This is a genomic window from Curtobacterium sp. MCLR17_032, from assembly GCF_003234795.2.
Classification (GTDB): Bacteria; Actinomycetota; Actinomycetes; order Actinomycetales; family Microbacteriaceae; genus Curtobacterium.
On record NZ_CP126268.1, the window covers coordinates 344,882 to 366,010 of the forward strand.

The window sequence follows — 21,129 nt, forward strand, 5'->3', positions numbered from 1 at the left end:
GAGAGAGGGTGGTCGACACCGGCCGGTGTCGCTGCGGTCCCGTAAGCGTCCGCCATCCCTCTGAATACATTCCGCATGTGATATAACGACAGCTGCTCGGACAGGAGGGTCCGGACCGGGCAAGCTCGGAGCCGTGACCGACGCAGCCCAGGACGCAGCCCGAGAGACCGGACGACAGGCGCGCCGTGTCGCCGACAGCCGCTGGTTCGAGACCACGGCCCGCGCGGGCTTCGTCGGGACGGGCGTCGTGCACCTGCTCATCGGCTACCTCGCCGTCCTGCTCGGCATCGGCAACGCCACCGCCGGCAGCGGTGCGCAGGGATCGCAGTCCGGCGACACCGACCAGTCCGGTGCGCTCGCGCAGATCGCGTCCGTCCCCGGCGGCGTGTTCCTGCTCTGGGTCGTCGCGATCGGCACCGCCGCACTGACCGTCCGCCTGGTCGTCGAGGCCGTCGTCGGCGGACGGACCGACGATGCCCGCGCCTGGCTCGCCCGGGCGAAGAACGCCGGCAAGGCGGTCGTCTACGGCGCCATCGCGTACTCGTCGGCCAGCTACGCGCTCGGTGCCGGCAAGAGCTCCACCGGTTCGAGCCGCAGCGCTGCGGCGACCGCCCTGGCCACGCCCGGCGGCGTCGTCCTGCTGGTGCTCGTCGGCGCGGTGGCGGTCGCCATCGGGGTCGGCCTCGTCGTGATCGGCGTGCGCGGCTCGTGGAAGAAGCACCTCCGGCCGCAGCCGGAGTCCGTGCGCCGCACCGTGGCCGTGCTCGCCACGCTCGGCTACGTCGCGAAGGGGATCGCCGTGGTCATCGTCGGCGTCCTCATCGCCGTCGCCGGCATCCGCAGCGACCCGGACCAGGCGACCGGGCTCGACGGGGCGTTCGACGCCCTCCGGTCGATGCCGGGCGGTTCCGTCGTGCTCGTCGTGGTCGGACTGGGCTTCGCGGCCTTCGGGCTCTACAGCTTCGTCCGGGCCCGGTACGCGCGCATCTGAACGAACGGCATCCGGTCGCGACGCGCGGTCCCGATCGCGCAGAGGGGATGGTGGCGGCCCGCGACGCCCCGGCGATGCGAAGATGCATCGTCGCGTCGGCGACACGCCCGATGAGTCGTCACGCCACGCGCGACGCCCCCACCGAAGACGAGGAAGCATGGCCCCGACGGACGCACCCCGGGAGCACGCCGGACTGCTGGCCGGCCGGTACCGGCTCGAGCAGGTCATCGGTCGGGGCGGCATGTCCGTCGTGCACCACGCCTGGGACGAGAGCCTGGATCGCCCCGTCGCCGTGAAGCTCTTCCACCCGGGCATCGTCGACATCGCCCGCCAGGAGGCCGAGCAGGGCGTCCTGGCAGCGCTCGACCACCACAACCTCGTCAGCCTGCTCGACGCCGGGGTGGTCGAGGACCAGCACGGGTCGCTGCAGCGCTTCATCGTGATGGCGCTCGTGCACGGCCAGGACCTCGAGGAGCGGCTGGCGCTCGGGCCCCTCGCGTCGCGGCACATCGCCGAGATCGGCTACGACATGGCCGAGGCGCTCGACTACATCCACGCGCAGGGCGTCGTGCACCGGGACATCAAGCCGTCGAACATCCTGCTGGTCGACTACGGCAACGGCTCCGACCGGGCACGCGCACGGCTCACCGACTTCGGCATCGCGCTGGCCGCCGGCGTCGAACGGCTCACCGCGGACGGCGTCACGACCGGCACGGCCGCCTACCTCAGCCCCGAGCAGGCCCGCGGCGCGGAGGTCGGTCCGGCGAGCGACGTCTACTCGCTCGGCCTGGTGCTGCTGCAGTGCTTCACCCGGCGGCGTGAGTTCCCCGGGTCGCTCGTCGAGTCCGCCCTCGCCCGGCTGTCCCGCGACCCGGTCGTCCCCGAGCCGCTGCCGGAGCACTGGAAGCACGCCCTCGCCGCGATGACGGCGCAGGACCCGCGCGAGCGCCCGGTGGGTGCCGACCTGGTCGCGCTCCTCCGCCACGTCGTGATCACCGACACCGCGGAGGCTCCTCCCGCCGACCCGACGTCGGCCGGCGTCGCGCACGGGCCCGGGCCCGACACCGTCGGCTCAGCCACGTCGTCGACCGCAGCCGGTCCCGTCACCGGTGGGGGCGCCTCCAGGACGACGCCGGACGAGTCCCGGACCGACGCGTCGCGCCCAGCGACCCTGGACGTGCTGCCCGAGGAGGCGCTGCAGCGGACCACCAAGATGGCCGCGCGCTTGTTCGACGCCCCGATCGCCCTCATCGAGGTGCTGGACGAGGACCGCGAGTGGTCCCAGTCGTACGTCGCCGACGGTGTCGACAAGTCCGCGCGGAGCATCAGCTTCCGGAACGGCTTCGCGCCGGTGCCGGTGCCGGTCGTGATCCCGGACGGGTCCACGCACCCGGAGATGCGGAACAGCCCGCTCGTCACCGGACCGCTCGGCATCCGGTTCTACGTCAGTGTCCCGCTGGTCCGCCACGACGGCGTCACCGTCGGCACGCTCGCCGTGCTCGACTCCCGGCCCCGGACGGCCGACGAGGCCGACATGGCGAACCTGCGCGACCTCGCCGCACTCGCCGTCACCCAGCTCGAACTCCGCCAGGAGTCCCTGCGCACCACGAGCGACTCGGTGCCGATCCTCCGCACCGGGCAGGGCGCCCACGCGGCTCCGGTGACCGACGGCGGTGCCGCTGCCGGATCCGAACACGCCGTCTGAGTCCCGCACCCGGCACCCTCCCCGGGGACGCGTGACTAGCGTGTGGGGCGTGGACATGGACGACGACGCACCCCGGACCGACGAGCGGATCGCTGACGAGTACCTGACCGGCGAGCGGCTGCCCGTCGGCGGTGTCCCGGAGCAGGGCGACGACCACGGCGACGCCGCCGTGGACGAGGACGAGGTGACCCCGGTCGCCCCTGACATCACCTACGACGAGCAGCTCTACCCGGCCCGCCCGCGTCGCCTGCGGCCGCGGGTGAACCTGCGCGGCGGCAGCCTGCAGCGCCGGTTCTCGGACCCGCGTGCCGCCAACGGCGAGAACCCGGCGTACATCGAGTGGCTCGTCCGGCAGTCGATGCTCAAGGACGCCGACGTCCTCAGCCGCCAGCTCTCCGGCACGCCGGCCATGTGGCGGAACCCCTACGCCCGGCCCGACGCCCGCCGTGCCGTGTCGACCTCCGACGTGTGGTTCACCGCGTACCCGATCTCGCTCATCACCCGTGAGGGCGAGTCCTTCCTCACCGCGCTCGCCGACCCGCAGCTGTGGTCCGCGTTCGAGCGCATCGGCATCAACGGCGTGCACACCGGCCCGGTCAAGCGTGCCGGCGGCATCCGCGGGTGGCAGGAGACCCCGAGCGTCGACGGCCACTTCGACCGGATCGGGACCCAGATCGACCCGACCTTCGGTGACGAGGAGACCTTCCAGCGGATGACCGACGTCGCCGAGGAACACGGCGGCAGCATCATCGACGACATCGTGCCGGGCCACACCGGCAAGGGTGCCGACTTCCGGCTGGCCGAGATGGCCTTCAAGGACTACCCCGGGATCTACCACATGGTCGAGATCCCGCCGGAGGAGTGGTACCTGCTCCCCACCGTGCCCGAGCACCGCGACTCGGTGAACCTCGACCCGGCGACCGAGTCCGCCCTGGCCGAACGCGGCTACATCATCGGCGAGCTGCAGCGCGTGATCTTCCACCAGCCCGGCGTCAAGGAGACGAACTGGAGCGTCACCGCGCCGGTCGTCGGCGTCGACGGCACCACCCGGCGCTGGGTGTACCTGCACTACTTCAAGGAAGGGCAGCCGTCGGTCAACTGGCTCGACCCGACCTTCGCCGGCATGCGCCTGGTGATCGGCGACGCCCTGCACTCGCTCGGCGACCTCGGCACGAGCGCGCTCCGACTCGACGCGAACGGGTTCCTCGGCGTCGAGAAGAGCGCAGAGGGCGCACCCGGTTGGTCGGAGGGCCACCCGCTCTCACACGCGGCGAACCACGTCATCGCCGGGATGGTCCGGAAGGTCGGCGGCTTCACCTTCCAGGAGCTGAACCTGACGATCGAGGACATCCGCGACACCGGGGCCGTCGGTGCCGACCTGTCGTACGACTTCATCAACCGACCCGCGTACCACCACGCCCTGGCCACCGGGGACACCGAGTTCCTCCGCCTGACGCTCCGCACTTCGCTGGAGCTCGGGGTCGAGCCGGTCAGCCTGGTGCACGGCATGCAGAACCACGACGAGCTCACCTACGAGCTCGTGCACTGGGCGACCCTGCACCAGGACGACCTCTACACGTTCCACGGCGAGGAGACCCGCGGCGGGGCGCTCGCCGAACGCATCCGCGCCGACCTCACCGCGGCGCTGACCGGCGACGCGGCGGACTACAACCTGGTCTTCACGACGAACGGCATCGCCTGCACGACGGCCTCGCTCATCGCCGCGACGCAGGGGCACACCACCCTCGACGCCGTCACCGACGAGCACGTGCCGCAGATCCGCGACGCCCACCTGCTGCTCGCCGCGTTCAACGCCTGGCAGCCCGGCGTCTTCGCGATGTCCGGCTGGGACCTGCTCGGGTCGTTGACGGTGCCGCAGGAGACCGTGGCGGACCTCATCGCCGAGGGCGACACCCGGTGGATCGAGCGCGGCGCGCACGACCTGCTCGGCGTCGCACCGGACACCGAGCGTTCGGCCTCGGGCATGCCCCGGGCCCGGTCGCTCTACGGTCCGCTGCCGGAACAGCTCGAGTCGCCCGACTCGTTCGCGTCCCGCCTGGGCGAACTGCTGCGGGTGCGGACCGAGTACGGCATCGCCTCGGCCCGACAGGTCGACGTCCCCGAGGTCGCGCACCGCGGGATGCTCGTGATGGTGCACGAACTCGAGTCCACCGACGAGACGGGCGAGCCGGTCGTGCAGATCACCGTGCTCAACATGACCGACACCCCGTTGGACGGCACCATCCGGTCCGAGTCGCTGCCGCACGGGGCGACGGTGGTCGACGCCACGGACCACAGCGAGCTCGGCACCGTCGACGACCTGTGCAGCTTCCCGCTCCGCATCGACGCGTACGGTTCGCGGTTCCTGGTGCTCCGCCGGAACGTCGAGCAGGGGGCCTGAGACCGTGACGGCGAGCGCGACCTCCGGCCCCGCCCGGGTGTTCAGCGACGTCCGGGCGACCCTGGCGGAGAGCATCGTCTGGGACCGGGCGCAGGGGGTCGGCCGCTGGGTGGACATCCCGAACGGCACGCTGACCACCGCGGACGCCGACGGTCGGGTGCTGCAGACCACGCAGCTCGACCCGCCCCTGCCGTCGTTCCAGCCGCGTGCCGGGGGAGGCTTCATCGCCGCCCAGGACGACACCGTCGTGCTGACCGATGCCGACGGACACGTCGAACGCGAGCTGGCCGGTGTCACGCACGCCAACGACGAGATGCGCTTCAACGAGGGCAAGTGCGACCCGTTCGGCCGGTTCCTGGTCGGCAGCATGGACCCGACCGACGGGCCGCCGGCCGGCGCGCTCTACGCCTTCTCGGCGGACGGGTCGGTCGCGGTGCTGCGGAGCGGGTTCGGCACGACCAACGGCATGGAGTGGAACGACGACGGCTCCGAGATGTACGTGACGGACACCGACACGAACACGGTCTACCGGGCCTCCTACGGACCCGACGGTCTGCTCGGCGACCTCGAGCCGTTCATCGACGGTGCCGCACACGACGGACTCGTCCGCGACGACGAGGGCTGCTTCTGGGGCGCGATCTACGGCGAGAGCAAGGTCGAACGGTACGGCCCGGACGGAGCGCACCTCGAGACGGTGGAGATCCCGGCGCCGAACGTGACCTCGGTGGCGTTCGGCGGGACGGACATGTCCCTGCTGCTCGTCGGGACCGCGCGGGAGGACCTGACCGAGGACCAACTGGCACGCTCCCCGCACTCCGGCTCGGTGTTCGCGGTGCCGACCCGCGTGCACGGACGCCCGGCGTTCCCCTTCGCCGGCTGAGGGTCCTGCCGGGCTGGCGACGCGCGCCGCGGCCGGAGCGGAGGACGCCCGCGGTAGCCTGGGCGACCGCCAGCCACCGCGAGGAGCGCCCATGAACGACGAGCACCACCCGGGTCACCCCGTCCCGACCGGCGCCCCCGACCCGGCCGGCGAACTCGCCCAGGCCGAGGACGCCGACGTCGAGGTCCGCGTCGACCGCATCGCCGTCGACCACACCTACGTGCGCGTCAGCTCGATCGGCGAGCCCGGTGAGCGCGCCTTCGTCCTGGTCGCGGGGCTCGGCATCGCGTCGACGTACTACGAGCGGCTCGCCCCGCACCTCAACGAGAACGGCCCGGTGCACGCGCTCGACCTGCCCGGTTTCGCGGGGGTCCCGCGGTTCCGCGGCGGCGTGTCCATCGAGCGGTACGCCGACGCCGTCGAGAAGGTCATCGACGACCTCCGCCTGCACGACCCGGTGCTCATCGGCCACTCGATGGGGACGCAGGTCGTCGTCGAGGTCGCAGCCCGCCGCCCGGACATCTCCGACCTGGTGCTCATCAGCCCGGTCCTCGACCCGGCCGCGCGGTCGATCCCGAAGGCCGCGCTCCGCTTCCTCCGGTCCGCCGTGCACGAACCCGCCGCGGTCCGCTGGCACGCGGTCACCGCGTACGCGCTCTGCGGGTGGCACTGGTTCCGCAAGGTCCTGCCGAAGATGATCGCCTACCCGATCGAGGACCGCGTCGCCGACGTCCGGGCGCACACCCTGGTCGTCCGCGGCGAGCACGACGCACTCGTGCCGCGCTCGTGGGTCCGGCAGCTCGCCCGCGCGCTGCCCTACGGCGTCCTCCGCGAGGTCGTCGACGGCGCACACTCGGTCATGCACGCCCAGGCCGACGCGGTGGCGCAGCTCGCCGTCGCCCACGTCGACGGTCGGCTGCCCGACCGTGGCGTCTCGTCGTTGCAGCGGGTCCGGGACGACTCCACCGCGACGGACCTGGACCGCCTCGGCGCGACCGACCGCTGGCTGGTCGTGAAGTCGCGGTTCATGGAGGTGTTCGGCATGGCGAAGGGCGACGACGAGCAGCTCGAGGCCGCCAAGTCCGCGCACGCGGTCGCGATGGCCGACCACGACGGCATCCCGGTCGACCCTGACGAGCGCGACGAGGTCGTCGACACGGTCGCGCCGGAGCGCGGCGGGGACCGACGCCCCTTCTGACCACGACCGTCGGGCGGACGGACTGGAGGCCCGTGACCGGTTCCGCAGAACCGGGCACGGGCCTCCCGTCGGTCACCGCCGGATCAGGCGGTCGACCCTGCCCGAACGACCCAGCCTGGTCGACGGGCTGGGGGCGTTCAGTCCGCGCTGATGAGACCGGGCAGCGCGTCCGGCGTCAGCGCGTGCGCCTCCGCCAGGACCTTCCGGGCCTCGTCGGTCTTGCCGGAGACGTTCCAGAGCAGCACACCGGCGACCAGGTCGTCGTCACCCAGGTGGTAGACGACGCCGGTGACGTTCGGCTCGGCCCAGTCCTCGACGGTGCGGAGCGACGAGGACACGACGCCGACGGCCTCGTACCCGAGGTCGAAGACGTTCGAGTAGAACATCGGCGTGTGGTCGTACGTCTCGCCGGCGCCGGCCAGGTTGCGACCCGCCTGCCGGCCCTGCTGCTGGGCGTTGTCGACGTGCTCGACGCGGCGGGTGCCGAGCAGACGGTCCGGGTAGGACGCGACGTCCCCGGCGGCGAAGACCGCGGGGTCGTCGGTGACGAGCGTCGACGACACCGTGATGCCGTCGTCGACCGCCAGGCCGGCGTCCTCGGCGAGCTGCGTCGCGGGCTCGATGCCGAGGCCCGCCACGGCGGCGTCCGCCGTGATCGTGGAACCGTCGTCGAGCGTGAGCGTGACGCCGTCCGCGGTCGCCTCGCCGGACTCGACGCGGCGGCCGGTGCGGACCTCCACGCCGGCGTCGACGAAGCGCTGCTGGAAGGCGGCGGCGAGGCCGGCCGGGAACATGTGGCCACCGAGCACGTCGTCGGGGGTGACGAGCGTGACGCGGGCGCCGTTCTGGACGAGCCCGGCCGCGACCTCGGTGCCGATGTAACTGCCGCCGACGACGACCACGTGGGCGTTCGCGTCGGCGTGCCGGCGGAGCGTGCGGTAGTCGGCGGCGCTGCGGTAGCTGAGCACGCGGTCGGACGGCGCGAGCCCGGGCAGGTCACGCGGGTGGCCGCCGGTCGCCAGGAGCAGCCGCTCGTAGCCGACGACGGTGCCGTCGTCTGTCGTGACGGTCTTCGCGTCCCGGTCGATCGACGCGACCCGGGTGCCCAGGACGAAGGTCGCCCCGGTCTCCTCGGTGTGCAGGTCGACCTTGTCGTCCCAGCTGAAGTCCGGGTCGGTCCAGAGCTTCTTGGACAGTGCCGGACGGGCGTAGGGGCGGCCGACGTCCTCGCTGATGATCCCGATCGAGCCGTCGGGGTCGAGCTCGCGGATGCCGCGGGCAGCGGAGTCGGCGACCATCCCGCCGCCGACGATGAGGTAGCGGTGGTCGGTCATGGTTCCTCCGTCAGATGGTGGCGACCGAGCCGGAGTCGACGCGGTAGTTCGAGCCGTTCACGAAGCTGGCGAGCTCGGAGCACAGGAACGCGACGACGTTCGCGACCTCTTCCGGCTCCCCGCGACGCTTGAGTTCCATGTACGGACGCTGCTCGTCGAGGAAGCTCGAGATCGCCTCGTCGAACGAGGTGCCGAGCTGCTTCGACCGCTTGTCCATCATGGCATCGGTCATCGGGGTGTGGATGAACGCGGGGGAGACCGTGTTCACGAGCAGCCCCTCCTTCGCGTACGAGCGCGACAGGCCCTTGGCGAACGAGAGCACCCCGGCCTTGGCGGCGCAGTAGGGCAGCTCGTCGTCGTACGGCTGCGAGGCGTCCTCGGACACCAGGTAGACGATCCGACCCCAGCCGCCGTTCCGGAGGTCCGCGATGAACTCGCGGGTGATCCGGACCGGGCCCATCAGGTCGACGTCGAGCGTCTCCTGCCAGCCGGCCTCGTCGATCTCGTGGAACATGCCCTGGGCGCCGGTGACACCGGAGGACTGCACCAGGATGTCGATCTCGCCGACGGCGTCCCGCACCTTCTCGTGCAGCGCCGCGAGGCTCTCGGCGCTGCGGACGTCCGCGGCGAACGCGTGCAGTCTGCCGACCGGCGCTTCGAGCTGGTCGGCGCTGGTGTCGAGCCGACTCTGGTCGAGGTCGGTGACGACCACGGTCGCGCCCTCGGCCAGGAGGATGCGTGCCGTGTTCCAGCCGATGCCGGAGTCACCACCGAAGACGAGTGCGGTCTTGCCCTGGATCCCGAGGTCCACGTGCGACCCGCGGCTCAGGAGTGCGCGGACGCTTCGGCGGTCGCCGGGCTGGTCGCGGCGGCGAGCGGCGTGCGCGGCGTGCGGTTCTCGGCGGAGACCATCCAGGCGAGCTGCTCGAGGCGCTCGATGAAGCCGTGCAGCAGGTCGGCGGTCGTCGGGTCTTCCTCGTCGACCTCGTCGTGCACGTCACGCATGGTGCCGGTGGCCTGGTACAGGCGGAGGGTCACCAGGTCGATCGCGTCATGCGTGGCGACCTCGCCCTCGGGGAACGCGTCGAGGTGGCTGGTCGCGGAGACCGTGGCCGAGCGGCCGTCCGGCACGGCGTACAGCGCGCGCATGCGCTCCGCGGTGTCGTCGGCGAACTCACGGGCGGCGTCGACGATCTCGTCGAGCTGCAGGTGGAGGTCACGGAAGTTGGTGCCGAGGATGTTCCAGTGGGCCTGCTTGCCCTGCAGGTGCAGGTCGATGAGGTCGACGAGGACCTTCTGCATGTTGGCGGCGAGCTTGTCCGATGCGTGCATGTGACGACTCCTTCTTCGCGGGACCGGCCCGTCACGGGCCCGACCCTTCGCTGGACTGACCACTCCGGTCTACGCGCTCCGCGGCGGGGTCTTCCCAGTGGGTGTCGAGGAACCGTCCCCCGGCAGCGGTCGGGCGTCGATCTGGTCCGTCGTCAGTGCCCGACGACGGGCGGGTCGACCTGGTCGACGGCGACGCGCATCTCCTCGAGGAACATCGCGACCACCCGGGCGTCGGTCGCGGACAGGCCCTCGGCGATCTGCATCATGCGGCGGTGCATGATGCCGAGCGTGGCCCGGACCTCGGCGTCGGTCTCGACGGTCGGCACGATGATGAGCCCGCGTCGGTCGGTGGGGTGCGGCTCACGTCGGACGTGCCCGCTCTTCACCAGGCGGTCGACCAGGATCGTCGTCGACGCGGACGAGATCCTGAGGTACGCGGACAGGTCCTTCGGGCTGACCGAACGGCCCGCGCGCTGGGCCTGCAGCAGGTGACGGACGGCGAGCAGGTCGGTCTCGCCCATGCCCATCGAGTCGCGGGTGCGACGGCGCATCGCCGTCTCGGAGGCCCGGTAGCGACGCAGGGCGTTCAACACGGCGACACCGCGCTGGGTGGCGTCGTCGTCCGGGAACCAGTAGCCGGACGGCTCCGTGATCTCCTGCGTCGTCATCGGATGATGATAAGCCGTCAGGTGACCAGGCTGTCGAGTGGTCCGGACGGAGTGCGGTCCCGGGGACGCGACGGACGGGAGGCTCCCCACCCGCTGGTGGGGAGCCTCCCGTCCGTCATCGGCCGGGTCGTGTCGGTTCGGGCCCGACGCGATTCCGGGGGTGCGACGCGATTCCGAGGCGCTCCGCGACGGCGGGCGTCGTTACGCGGCGACCGGCTCGGCGGCTGCGTCGGCCAGCGCGGTCAGGGCGCCGCGGACGAGGCCGACGACCTCTTCGTCCTCACGCGGGTGCGTCTCGGCGAAGCGGACGACGGACTGCGGGATCGCGACCTTGACGTCCTCCAGGACCTTCGCGCCCGCGATGCCGGCGGCCTTGCGGGCGTCGTCGTGTGCCCAGACGCCGCCGTACTGCCCGAAGGCCGAACCGATGACGGCGAGCGGCTTGCCGGAGATCGGCGAGGCACCGAACGGACGCGAGGCCCAGTCGAGCGCGTTCTTCAGCACGGCCGGCATCGTGCCGTTGTACTCGGGCGTGACGAGCAGGACGCCGTCGGCGTCGGCGATGGCCCGGCGGAACGCGACCGCGGCCTCGGGCGGGGTGTCGCCGTCGATGTCCTCGTTGTAGAAGGGCAGGTCGACGATGCCGTCGAAGACCGAGAGCTCGATGCCCTCCGGAGCGTGCTGGGCGGCTGCCTCGGTGAGCTGGCGGTTGATGGATCCGGCGCGGAGGCTTCCCACGAGCGCGACGATCTGGGTCATGGCGTTCCTTCCTGACAGTGATGGTTTCAGCGACAACCAATGGTTCGGGCGTCGGATTCCCCCGCCGACGAGGCGGGCGTGTCACGGGCCTCCCGCCGTGCGGAGCCGCCGTCGGTAGTGTCGGCGACGTGACCCCGAGACGCACGCCGAGCGACACGCCCCGCACCCCCGACCCGAACTGGTGGCGGCAGGCCGTCGTCTACCAGGTCTACCCGCGCAGCTTCGCGGACTCCGACGCGGACGGCATCGGCGACATCGCCGGTGTCACCAGCCGGGTGCCGTACCTGTCCGAGCTCGGCGTCGACGCGATCTGGCTGTCGCCGTTCTACCCCTCGCCCCTCGCCGACGGCGGGTACGACGTCGCCGACTACCGCGACGTCGACCCCAAGCTCGGCTCGCTCGACCGGATCGACGAACTCATCCACGCGGCCCACGAGCACGACTTGCGGGTCGTCGTCGACCTGGTGCCGAACCACACCTCGGACCAGCACGAGTGGTTCCGCGCCGCGCTCGCCGCCGCTCCCGGTTCCCCGGAACGGGCCCGCTACGTGTTCCGCGAGGGCGCCGGACCGGACGGCGAGCAGCCGCCGAGCGACTGGGTCTCCAACTTCGGCGGCAGCGCCTGGACCCGGGTGCCGGACGGCCAGTGGTACCTGCACCTGTTCGCGCCGGAGCAGCCCGACCTGGACTGGACGAACCCGGAGGTCCACCAGGACTTCGAGCACACCCTGCGCTTCTGGTCCGACCGCGGCGTCGACGGGTTCCGGGTGGACGTCGCACACGGGCTCGCGAAGGACCTGTCGGAGCCGTACCGCCCGTCGAACGAGCAGGACCTGCCGCTCGACGGCTCGGACCCGCTGTACGACCGCGACGAGGTGCACGAGATCTTCGCCGCCTGGCGGAAGGTGCTCAACGGCTACACTCCGCCCCGCGCCGCGATCGCCGAGGCCTGGGCGCCCGCGCCCCGCCGGGTGCTGTACGCCCGGCCGACCGAGCTCGGACAGGCCTTCAACTTCGACCTGCTCGAGGCCCCGTTCGACGCGACCGAGTTCCGCACGCTCATCGCGCAGAACCTCGAGGGTGCCGCGACGTCCGGCGGCTCGAGCACCTGGGTGCTGTCCAACCACGACGTCGTCCGGCACGCCACCCGGTACGGACTGCCCGACGGCACCGACACCGACGAGTGGCTGATGTCCGACGGCGAGACCCCGCCGCTCGACCGGGAGGGCGGACTCCGACGCGCGCGGGCGGCGACCCTGCTCGTCCTCGCACTGCCGGGCTCGTCGTACGTCTACCAGGGCGAGGAACTCGGCCTGCACGAGGCGCCCGCCATCCCGCACTACCAGCTGCAGGACCCGAAGTGGCTCCGCACCGGGCACACGGTCAAGGGCCGGGACGGCTGCCGTGTGCCGATCCCGTGGACCGAGGACGGGCCGTCGTTCGGCTTCGGCGATGCCGCACCGCACCTGCCGCAGCCGTCGGACTTCGGTTCGTCGAGCGTCGAGGCCGAGGACCGCGTGCCCGGCTCGACGCTGTCGTTCTACCGCGAGGCGCTGTCCGCCCGCAGCCGTCTGCAGCAGGGCGAGGAGCTCGAGTGGATCGAGACGGCGTCGCCTGAGGTCGTCGCGTTCGCGCGGCACGACGGGTGGCGGTCGTACACGAACTTCGGTTCTGCGCCGGTGCCGATGCCCGAGGGTGCGGTCGTCGTGACGTCGGCCCCGCTGACGGACGGCGAGCTGCCCGGGTACACGACGGTCTGGGTGGCGTAGCCGATCCAGCCCTGCCCCGGTTCCGCCGGTCGGGCCGTCGGTGCCCCGGGCTTCCCTGCACAGTCGGGAGGCCCGGGGCATCGCTCCACAGGTCGGCCTCCGGTCCGCTCGTGCGGGCGCCTCGATCGCGACGATCGTGGCATGACACACGACACGAAGCGCCTCCGACCACCCGCCGTCGCCACCCGGGGTGCCCCTCCCGGCCGACGGCGGCGGCTCCCGCGATGGGGTGCCGCCACCGCGGTCCTCGTCGCCCTGGCCGCGGCGACCCCGCTCGGCGCCGAGGCACCGGCGGCCGCGGACGACCTCGCCTTCCCGTTCTCGACCGGGTTCGCGACCGCCGCCGGCGGGACCCTCAGCGGTGACGCCCGCATCGTCGACGGACGCCTCCGCCTGACGGACGCCGTCTTCCGGGCCGCGGGCGCCTGGGCGATGGACGACTCGTTCCCGTCGGACCGGGGGCTCGACATCGAGTTCGACTACGCGATGTACACGCCGGACGAGCAGGGGGCCGACGGCCTGCTGCTGTCCCTGGCGGACGGTTCGGTGCCGCCCGGCGTCGGGGCCTTCGGCTCGGCCCTCGGTTACTCGTGCCGCGACGAGGTGTCGCAGGGGCAGTCCACCTGCACGCTGCCCGGCCTGCCCGGGGCCTTCGCCGCCATCGCGCTCGACCAGTACGGCAACTTCTCGTTGCCGTTCAACGACAGCGGCCCCGGTCGGACCCCGGAGACCGTCACCGTCCGCGGCTCCGGCAACGGGCTGACCGGGTACCGGTTCGTCCAGCACGCCGAGATCGCCGGCGGCGTCGCGACCGGCACCCGGACCACGCGGAAGGTCCACGTGGTCCTGCAGCCCGAGGACGACGGCCTGACCGTCACCGTCCAGCTGTCCGCTGCCGGCGGCGAGCTCCGGACCGTGCTCGACCACGTGCAGCTGGCGGGCCCGGGACAGGCACCGCTGCCGGCGACGCTCCGCCTGGGCTTCACCGGGGGCACCGGCTCGTTCCGGAGTGTGCACGAGGTCGACGCCCTCCGGGTGGCGGCACCCGCGGACCTCCGCATCGAGCACGACATGCCACCCGTCGTCGCCGGGGACCGCGTCCGCTACACGGTGACCGCGTCGAACGTCGGCGGCAACGCGTCCGATCCCAGCGCCGTCACCGTCGACGTCCCCGACCAGCTGCGGGACGTCCGGTGGACCTGCAGTGTGCCGGGTCCGTCGTCCTGTCGCGAAGCCTCCGGCACCGGGGACGTCGCCACCGCGGTCGCCCTCGAGCGCGGAGCGGCCGCCACGTTCACGATCGAGGGGCTGCTCGACCCCGGCGCCTCCGGTCAGATCGAGAGCGCCGCGCGGATCGCCGCCGCCCCGGGGCTGTCCGACACGAACCCGGCGGACAACACCTCGCGGGCTGCGGCGCCCGTGACCGCGATCGCCCAGGTGACGACGGGCAAGAGCGTCAGCCCGGAGCGGGTCTCGCCGGGCGACGAGGTCGAGTACACCGTCACCGCGCGGAACGCCGGCCCGTCCACGGCCCGTGACGTCGGGGCGGTCGACGACCTGCCGGCACAGCTGGCCTTCGTCGACTCGGGCGGACCGGGCGGCTCGGGCGGTGCCTGCTCGGCGGCGGGGCAGCGGGTGACCTGCAGTGGCGGCGGGGACCTGGAGCCCGGGCAGGAGCACGCGTTCCGGTTCCGGGCACGGCTCGACCCGGGGTACGCGGGCGACGGGTCGGACGTGGTGAACGTCGCGACGGCCACCTCGCCCACCGATCCGGACGGCGGTGAGCAGTCGCCGGAGGTCCCGATCAAGACGATCGACCCTGGTGACCCTGGTGACCCTGGTGACCCTGGTGACCCTGGTGACCCTGGTGACCCTGGTGACCCGGGCGATCCGGACGGGCCGGGCGCGACGGCGACACCGAGTCCGACGGCGACACCGAGCGCCAGCGCTGTGCCCGGCGGCGCGGGCGATGCGGGCGGTGCCGGCGGCGCGGACGCCGGGGGAGCCGGGTCCGGGAACGGCGGCCCCGGGGACGCGACGCCACCGCGCACGGGGGCGCTCGCCTACACCGGTGCGCAGGGCCTCGCACTCACGGGGCTCGTCGCCCTCCTGCTCGCAGGTGTCGGGACGACCGTGTGGCTGCACCGTCGTCGGTCTCGCGCCGGAACGGACCCGGCGCCGCAGAGTCGGGGGCCAGTGACGGCCGAGAGTGCCACGGCGGACTCCTCGGTCGGAGCGGGCCTGTTCGCTGACCTGGCCGGACCGACCGGACAGCGGTAGCCGGACGGGCGGGGTGGGCGCGGTGCCCACCCCGCCCACGGGCACCCTCCCGGACGGGTGCCCACATCGACGGCGGTAGGATCGACCGTACGAACCGACAGCCCGAGAGAGGTCCCGTGTCCCACTCCGTGGACGACGCCGAGCAGCGAGCACGGTACTGGCCGGTCCCGGTCCTCCGGGCCGTCCCCGCCGCCGTGATCGCGATGGTGATCACGTTCTCCCCGAACCACTCCGCCGGCTTCGGCCTGGTGCTGTTCGGGGTCTTCGCCCTCGTCGACGGCGCGGTCCTCGCCTGGGGCAGTGCCGCACGGCTCCCCGGTGACGACCGTTCGCGGCGCTCCGGCCTGGTGCAGGCGGCACTCTCGATCGTCGCCGGCATCGCCGCGCTCGCCTGCACCGGACTCGGACTGCCGGCGTTCATCACCCTCGTCGTGGCGTTCGCCCTCCTGACCGGCGCACTCGAACTGTCACAGGGTGTGCGGGCCCGTCGGCGCTCGCCGTTCGCCCGTGACTGGACGACGATCGGCGGCCTCACGCTGTTGCTCGCGATCGCGTTCCTCCTGACACCGCCGGACTACTCGCAGCAGCTCGGCGGGGTGGAGAAGGTGACCGGCACCCTCGACGCGCCGATCGTCCTGGTCGGGCTCCTCGGCGCCTACCTCGCCATCGCGGCGGTCTTCCACCTGATCGCCGGCCTCTCGCACAAGTGGGGAACGGCTGCCCCGGCGGCCACCCCGGACGGAGCACCACACGCATGAGCACCTCCACCCGCCGCGACCGTATGCGTCCGGCCGAGCTCCTCGGGATCTCCGCGGTGATCGCGGTCGTCGTCGGGCTCGTCGTGCTGATGTCGACGCGTGAACTCACGCTCTCGCTGGTCTTCCTCGGGGTGAGCTTCGTGGTCGTCGTCGTGGTGATGGCCATGCTCCAGCTGACCTCGACCACCGACCAGGACGACAACGACATGCTCGGTGGCCACGAGACCCCCGGACGAGGAGACGACGACGGCTTCCACTGAGCCCGCGACCCGACGAGCCACGTCGGGGCCGCACCGACCCGAGCAGGGTGACCCGGGCCTCCCGGCTCGCTACCGGCACCGGTACGTGATCCTCGCGGTCTGCTGCATGAGCCTGTTCATCGTCTCGATGGACTCCACCGTGGTGAACGTCGCACTGCCGTCGATCGGCCGTGAGCTCCACAGCACCATCTCCGGCCTGCAGTGGACCATCGACGCCTACACGCTCGTCCTCGCCAGCCTCCTGCTGCTGTCCGGTTCCACGGCGGACCGCATCGGTCGACGCACCACCTTCCAGGTCGGACTGGCGCTGTTCACGGCGGGTTCGCTGCTGTGCTCCCTCGCTCCGAGCGTCGGCTGGCTCGTCGTCTTCCGCATGGTCCAGGCCGTCGGCGGCTCGATGATGAACCCAGTCGCGATGAGCATCATCACGGCGACCTTCGACGACGCCCGGGAGCGGGCCCGGGCGGTCGGCGTCTGGGGTGCCGTCGTCGGTGTCTCGCTGGGCGTCGGGCCGCTCGTCGGCGGTGCGCTGACGGACACCGTCGGATGGCGGGCGATCTTCCTCATCAACGTGCCGATCGGCATCGCCGCGGTGGTCCTGACGTTCCTGTTCGTGCCGGAGTCCCGCTCGCCGAAGCCGCGGAAGCTCGACCCGCTCGGACAGGGCATCGTGATCGTGTTGCTGGCGAGCCTGGTCGGCGGTCTCATCGAGGGACCACGTCTGGGGTGGGTGTCGCCGGGTGCCCTCGCACTGTTCGTCCTGGCTGCGGCCGCGCTCGTGGCCCTCGTGGTCGTCGAGGGGCGCACCGCCGAGCCCCTCATCGACCTGCGGTTCTTCCGGAGCATCCCGTTCTCGTCCGCCGTGGGCACCGCACTCGTGGCGTTCGGCGCGAACGGGGCGTTCCTCTTCCTCATCGCGCTCTACCTGCAGGAGGTCCGGGGGATGACCCCGTTCCAGGCCGGCCTCTGGACCCTGCCGTCCGCGGTGATGACGATGCTCGTGTCGCCGATCTCCGGCCGGCTGATCGGCACCGTGGGCACCCGGGTGCCGCTCGTCCTCGCCGGCATCGGGATCGCCGGAGCCGGGGCGGTCCTCACGACCGTGCAGGCGTCGACTCCGATGTGGGTGCTCGTCGCCGCGTTCGTGCTGTTCGGCTTCGGGTTCGGCATGGTGAACGCGCCGATCACGAACACCGCCGTGTCGGGGATGCCCCGCGCGCAGTCCGGGTCCGCGGCCGCCGTCGCCTCGACCAGCCGGCAGACCGGGGTGTCGCTCGGCGTCGCCCTGGCCGGCACCGTCACCGGAGCGAGCGCGGTGGCCACCGTGGGCTCCGGGTTCGCGGTCGCCACGCACCCGATGTGGTGGATCGTCGTCGGCATCGGGGCGGCGATCGTCCTGGTCGGCTTCCTGTCCACCACGGCCGCCGCCCGACGGTCCGTCGAGAGCATCGCCCCGCTGCTGCGCGGCTGACCGCCGCGCCGCACCTCGGCGCCGCGCGTCACCTCAGCGCCGCGCGGCCACGATCGCCCGGGCCAGCGCCTGCGTCGCCCGGTTCGGCTCCGGGTCGCTCCGCATCGCCAGCCCGATCCGCAGCGGTTCGACCGCGTCCTCGAGCTCCAGGACGGCGCCGTCGTGGCGGACGCCGGAGTCCGGCACGACCCCCACGCCGATGCCCGCCGACGCGAACCGCACCACGGCGGGCATGTCGTTCATCTCCGCGACCACCCGACGCCGGATCCCGAGTCGGTCGAGCACGCCGTCCAGGATCATCCGGTTGCCGAACCCGTGCGCGGTGTCGACGAAGGACTCGTCGGCGAGTTCGGCGAGCGACACCGACGTCCGACCGGCGAGCGGGTGGTCGGCGGCCACGAACACCCGGAACGGCATCTCGCGGAGGGGCTCGACGACGACGCCGGACGGGCTCACCGGCAGCCCCGTGTACGCCAGGTCGAGCCGTCCCGCGACGAGGTCCTGCACCAGTCCCGTGGTGCCGCTCGGCGAGGTCATCAGCTCGACGGCGACCAGCGGGTGGCGCTGCCGGAACCCGCGCAGGACGCCGGTCAGGTCGACGACGTCCATGCTGGTGAAGATCCCCAGACGCACGCGTCCGCGCAGTTCGGCGTCGGACACCGCGGCCAGGTCGCGCATCCGGTCGAGGGACTCGAGGACGGCGCGGGCGTGGGGGAGCAGGTCCTCGCCGGTGGCGGTCAGGACGAGCCGACGTCCGCCGCGCTCGAAGAGCCGCACGCCGAGGGTCCGCTCCAGGCTCGCGATCCCGGCCGACACGGTGGACTGCGCGGCCCAGAGCCGCTCTGCCGCGCGGGTCACGCTGCCCTCGGCGGCGACGGTGACGAACTGTTCGAGCAGCCGGGTCTCCATACGGCCCATCATCGATCCGATCGATGGTGGGCATCAAGACGATCCGTTTGACCCGATGGGTGCTGCGCGGGAGCATCGGAGCATGTCATCCGTCATCGAATCCCCGGCGACCGGCTCGACGGCCACCGCTCCGGCCCCTCGCGGCCGTCGTGCGCACACCCGTCGGCGCCACGGCTTCGGCTTCTGGGCCGTCGCCTTCGCGTTCACCGCGGTGATGGCCTTCGCGACCGTCCCTGCGCCGCTCTACGTCATCTACCAGGCGCGCGACGGCTTCCCCACCTTCACGACGACGATCGTCTTCGCCGCCTACGGCCTCGGCGTCGTCGGGTCCCTCTGGCTCGCCGGACACCTCAGCGACGTGCACGGTCGCCGGCCGCTGATCCTCGTCTCGATCGCCATCGAGCTCGTGGCCGCCGTGCTGTTCCTCGTCTGGAACGACGTCAGCGGTCTGATCGTCGCGCGGCTCGTCACCGGGCTCGGCGTCGGTACCCTGACCGCCACGGCGACCGCACACCTCGGGGAGCTCAAGGTCCGGGCGACCGGTGACGAGTCCTCCGCCAAGGGTGCGAGCGTCGCCGCGGGGGTCGTCAACCTCGGCGGGCTGTCGCTCGGAGCCCTGATCGGCGGTGCGCTGGCCGAGTTCGTCGGGCAGCCGCTGATGGTGCCGTACGTGGTGTTCGTCGTCGCCCTCGTGATCGCGTTCGTGGTCGTCCTCGCCGTCCCCGAGACCGTCGACCGCCCGACCGAACCGGTGCCGTACCACCCGCAGCGGCTGCGGGCCCCGGAGGGTCAGAGCGCCGCGTTCTGGGCCGCCGGCACCGGAGCCTTCGCCGCTCTCGCCGTGCAGGGGCTCTTCACCTCGGTCGCGCCGACGTTCCTCGGCACCACCTTCCACGTGACCGACCGGCTGGCCGCCGGCGCGACGACGTTCGGTGTCTTCGCCGCGAGTGCGCTGTCCCAGGTCGTGTTCGCGAAGCTGCCGCAGCGCACTCAGATCCGCCTGGGTGTCGTCCTGCTCGTCGGTGGCCTCGCGGTCCTGGCGGTGTCCGCGGTGGTCCTCCAGGTCGCCGGCTTCATCGGCGGCGGTGTGGTCGCGGGTGCCGGCGTCGGGCTCCTCTTCCGCGCCTCGATCGGCAGCGCCGGTGCGCTCGTCGGACCGGAGGAACGTGGTGGGGTCCTCGCCGCCACCTTCCTCATCGCGTACGCCGGGCTCACCGTCCCGGTCGTCGCCGTGGGTGCGGCGTTGCTCGTGCTGCCCACCCTGCCGGTCCTCATCGGGTACGTCGTGCTGGTCGCCGCGCTCGCGGTCTTCGCCGGAGCGCGCCTGGCCGCACGCGCCTGACCGGCACGCGCCTCCCGTCCGAGGCGGGCCCGTCTGCGCGGGACGGGCCCGTCCGCGTGAGACGGGCCCGTCCGCGTGGGACGCCGCCTTCTGCGCGCGACGCCGCGGTGTTCGGCGGCGTCTCGGGCAGCCGGCGGCGTCGTACCCGAACGGTGCCGCCGCCGGCGCGCACGGGCCCGTCTACGCGAAGCGGGCACGTCTGCGCGAGACGCCGCATTCCACGCGAGACGCCCCGGAGTTCGGCGGCGTCTCGCGTACCCGGCGTCGTCGTACCCACACGGCGTCGGGACTCCGCCGACCCCTCCAGGCCGGCGGCACACCACGCGGCACCCGCCCGTCACGCACCCGACCGTCACGCCCCCGACCGGGAGGCCCGCCCCCCTCCGGCATACTGGCCGCATGCCCGCCAAGCGCTCCCGCTCCACCCTGACCGGCATCGCCGCGGCGGTCGCCGCCGTCGTGGTGATCGGCGGCTTCGCGCTGACGAACGCCCGGGAGGGCGACGACACCGTCCGGTCCGCGGCCCCCTCGGCCACGGCGACCGACCCGAGCGAGCAGGGCACCGGCACCGGCGGCACCGGCAGCACCGATCACACCGGCAGCACCGAGAGCACCGTCGCGGTGATCGCCCGGTCCGGCCCGGATCTACCCGGCTCCGCGGTCCTCGACCGGTGCAACTCGGACGGCCGTGCCGCGGTCGCGCGGTACGACACCGCGGCGCTCGGCGACGTCGTGCTGCAGTGCGGCACCTCGGCGCAGGGCTACGAGCACATCCGCGTCCGGCACACCCGCGACTGGCAGGACGTCCTCTCTGGTCACACGACGCAGCGGGACTGGGACGACGCCATGCTCACGGCGGTCCGGACGGCGCTGACGAACCCGCAGAAGGGGCTGCCCGTCGACGCCGGGGACGGCAAGGTCTGCTATGCCGCACCCGTCCGGTTCGACGACGGCAGCGCGCCGAGCCCGGACGGGTTCGTCAAGGTCATCGTGTCGGCGACCACCGAACGCGTGATCACGGCCTACCCGACGCGCGACTCCGACTGCTGAGCAGCACCAGCACCAGCACCAG

Annotated in this window: 18 protein-coding genes; 12 read left to right on the forward strand and 6 right to left on the reverse strand. The window is 72.7% G+C overall.

Annotated elements, in window-relative coordinates:
• Positions 1-133: 133 nt before the first annotated feature.
• The 5 genes from DEI97_RS01700 to DEI97_RS01720 all read left to right on the forward strand — a co-directional run bounded on the left by DEI97_RS01700 (position 134) and on the right by DEI97_RS01720 (position 7,175).
• Positions 134-991: a DUF1206 domain-containing protein gene (locus DEI97_RS01700; protein WP_111076076.1), complete on the forward strand. Its 858-nt coding sequence runs from the start codon at positions 134-136 to the stop codon at positions 989-991.
• Between the two features lie 157 nt (positions 992-1,148).
• Positions 1,149-2,696, forward strand: coding sequence for a protein kinase domain-containing protein (locus DEI97_RS01705; RefSeq protein ID WP_181439348.1), 1,548 nt, complete (start codon positions 1,149-1,151; stop codon positions 2,694-2,696).
• Between the two features lie 55 nt (positions 2,697-2,751).
• Complete coding sequence (gene treS, locus DEI97_RS01710; RefSeq protein ID WP_111076074.1) at positions 2,752-5,097, forward strand: maltose alpha-D-glucosyltransferase; 2,346 nt, start codon at positions 2,752-2,754, stop codon at positions 5,095-5,097.
• 4 nt (positions 5,098-5,101) lie between these two features.
• Positions 5,102-5,977, forward strand: a complete 876-nt coding sequence (locus DEI97_RS01715) for an SMP-30/gluconolactonase/LRE family protein (RefSeq protein ID WP_111076073.1) — start codon at positions 5,102-5,104, stop codon at positions 5,975-5,977.
• Between the two features lie 91 nt (positions 5,978-6,068).
• A complete protein-coding gene (locus DEI97_RS01720; protein WP_111076072.1) occupies positions 6,069-7,175 on the forward strand; it encodes an alpha/beta fold hydrolase in 1,107 nt (368 codons plus the stop codon).
• A gap of 137 nt (positions 7,176-7,312) precedes the next feature.
• Here DEI97_RS01720 and DEI97_RS01725 read toward each other — a convergent pair whose 3' ends face one another.
• From DEI97_RS01725 to DEI97_RS01745, 5 genes are all read right to left on the reverse strand, one after another.
• Entirely contained in the window at positions 7,313-8,509 is a 1,197-nt protein-coding gene (locus DEI97_RS01725; RefSeq protein ID WP_111076071.1) for an NAD(P)/FAD-dependent oxidoreductase, read from the reverse strand.
• Positions 8,510-8,519: 10 nt separating this feature from the next.
• The gene (locus DEI97_RS01730; RefSeq protein WP_111076070.1) at positions 8,520-9,320 is read right to left on the reverse strand and encodes an SDR family NAD(P)-dependent oxidoreductase; all 801 of its coding nucleotides are present in this window, start codon (positions 9,318-9,320) and stop codon (positions 8,520-8,522) included.
• A gap of 14 nt (positions 9,321-9,334) precedes the next feature.
• Positions 9,335-9,841, reverse strand: a complete 507-nt coding sequence (locus tag DEI97_RS01735; RefSeq protein WP_111076069.1) for a Dps family protein — start codon at positions 9,839-9,841, stop codon at positions 9,335-9,337.
• A gap of 152 nt (positions 9,842-9,993) precedes the next feature.
• Positions 9,994-10,509, reverse strand: a complete 516-nt coding sequence (locus tag DEI97_RS01740; protein ID WP_111076068.1) for a MarR family winged helix-turn-helix transcriptional regulator — start codon at positions 10,507-10,509, stop codon at positions 9,994-9,996.
• A 201-nt stretch (positions 10,510-10,710) separates the two neighbouring features.
• Positions 10,711-11,268, reverse strand: a complete 558-nt coding sequence (locus DEI97_RS01745; RefSeq protein WP_111076067.1) for an NADPH-dependent FMN reductase — start codon at positions 11,266-11,268, stop codon at positions 10,711-10,713.
• A gap of 128 nt (positions 11,269-11,396) precedes the next feature.
• Between DEI97_RS01745 and DEI97_RS01750 the strand changes: the two genes are divergently transcribed.
• From DEI97_RS01750 to DEI97_RS01770, 5 genes are all read left to right on the forward strand, one after another.
• Entirely contained in the window at positions 11,397-13,037 is a 1,641-nt protein-coding gene (locus DEI97_RS01750; RefSeq protein ID WP_258376784.1) for a glycoside hydrolase family 13 protein, read from the forward strand.
• A gap of 141 nt (positions 13,038-13,178) precedes the next feature.
• Complete coding sequence (locus DEI97_RS01755) at positions 13,179-15,317, forward strand: DUF11 domain-containing protein (RefSeq protein ID WP_181439347.1); 2,139 nt, start codon at positions 13,179-13,181, stop codon at positions 15,315-15,317.
• A gap of 116 nt (positions 15,318-15,433) precedes the next feature.
• Entirely contained in the window at positions 15,434-16,075 is a 642-nt protein-coding gene (locus DEI97_RS01760; RefSeq protein ID WP_258376783.1) for a DUF308 domain-containing protein, read from the forward strand.
• Positions 16,072-16,335, forward strand: a complete 264-nt coding sequence (locus tag DEI97_RS01765) for a hypothetical protein (RefSeq protein ID WP_111076063.1) — start codon at positions 16,072-16,074, stop codon at positions 16,333-16,335. Before DEI97_RS01760 ends, DEI97_RS01765 begins: the two co-directional genes overlap by 4 nt.
• A gap of 85 nt (positions 16,336-16,420) precedes the next feature.
• Positions 16,421-17,806, forward strand: a complete 1,386-nt coding sequence (locus DEI97_RS01770) for a DHA2 family efflux MFS transporter permease subunit (RefSeq protein ID WP_258376786.1) — start codon at positions 16,421-16,423, stop codon at positions 17,804-17,806.
• A 33-nt stretch (positions 17,807-17,839) separates the two neighbouring features.
• On the opposite strand, the gene DEI97_RS01775 is transcribed toward DEI97_RS01770, so the two are convergent.
• Positions 17,840-18,715, reverse strand: a complete 876-nt coding sequence (locus DEI97_RS01775) for a LysR family transcriptional regulator (RefSeq protein WP_181439346.1) — start codon at positions 18,713-18,715, stop codon at positions 17,840-17,842.
• Between the two features lie 82 nt (positions 18,716-18,797).
• On the opposite strand from DEI97_RS01775, the gene DEI97_RS01780 reads away from it, so the two are divergent.
• Entirely contained in the window at positions 18,798-20,057 is a 1,260-nt protein-coding gene (locus tag DEI97_RS01780; protein WP_111076061.1) for an MFS transporter, read from the forward strand.
• A gap of 399 nt (positions 20,058-20,456) precedes the next feature.
• Positions 20,457-21,107, forward strand: a complete 651-nt coding sequence (locus DEI97_RS01785) for a hypothetical protein (protein WP_111076060.1) — start codon at positions 20,457-20,459, stop codon at positions 21,105-21,107.
• Positions 21,108-21,129 lie beyond the last annotated feature (22 nt).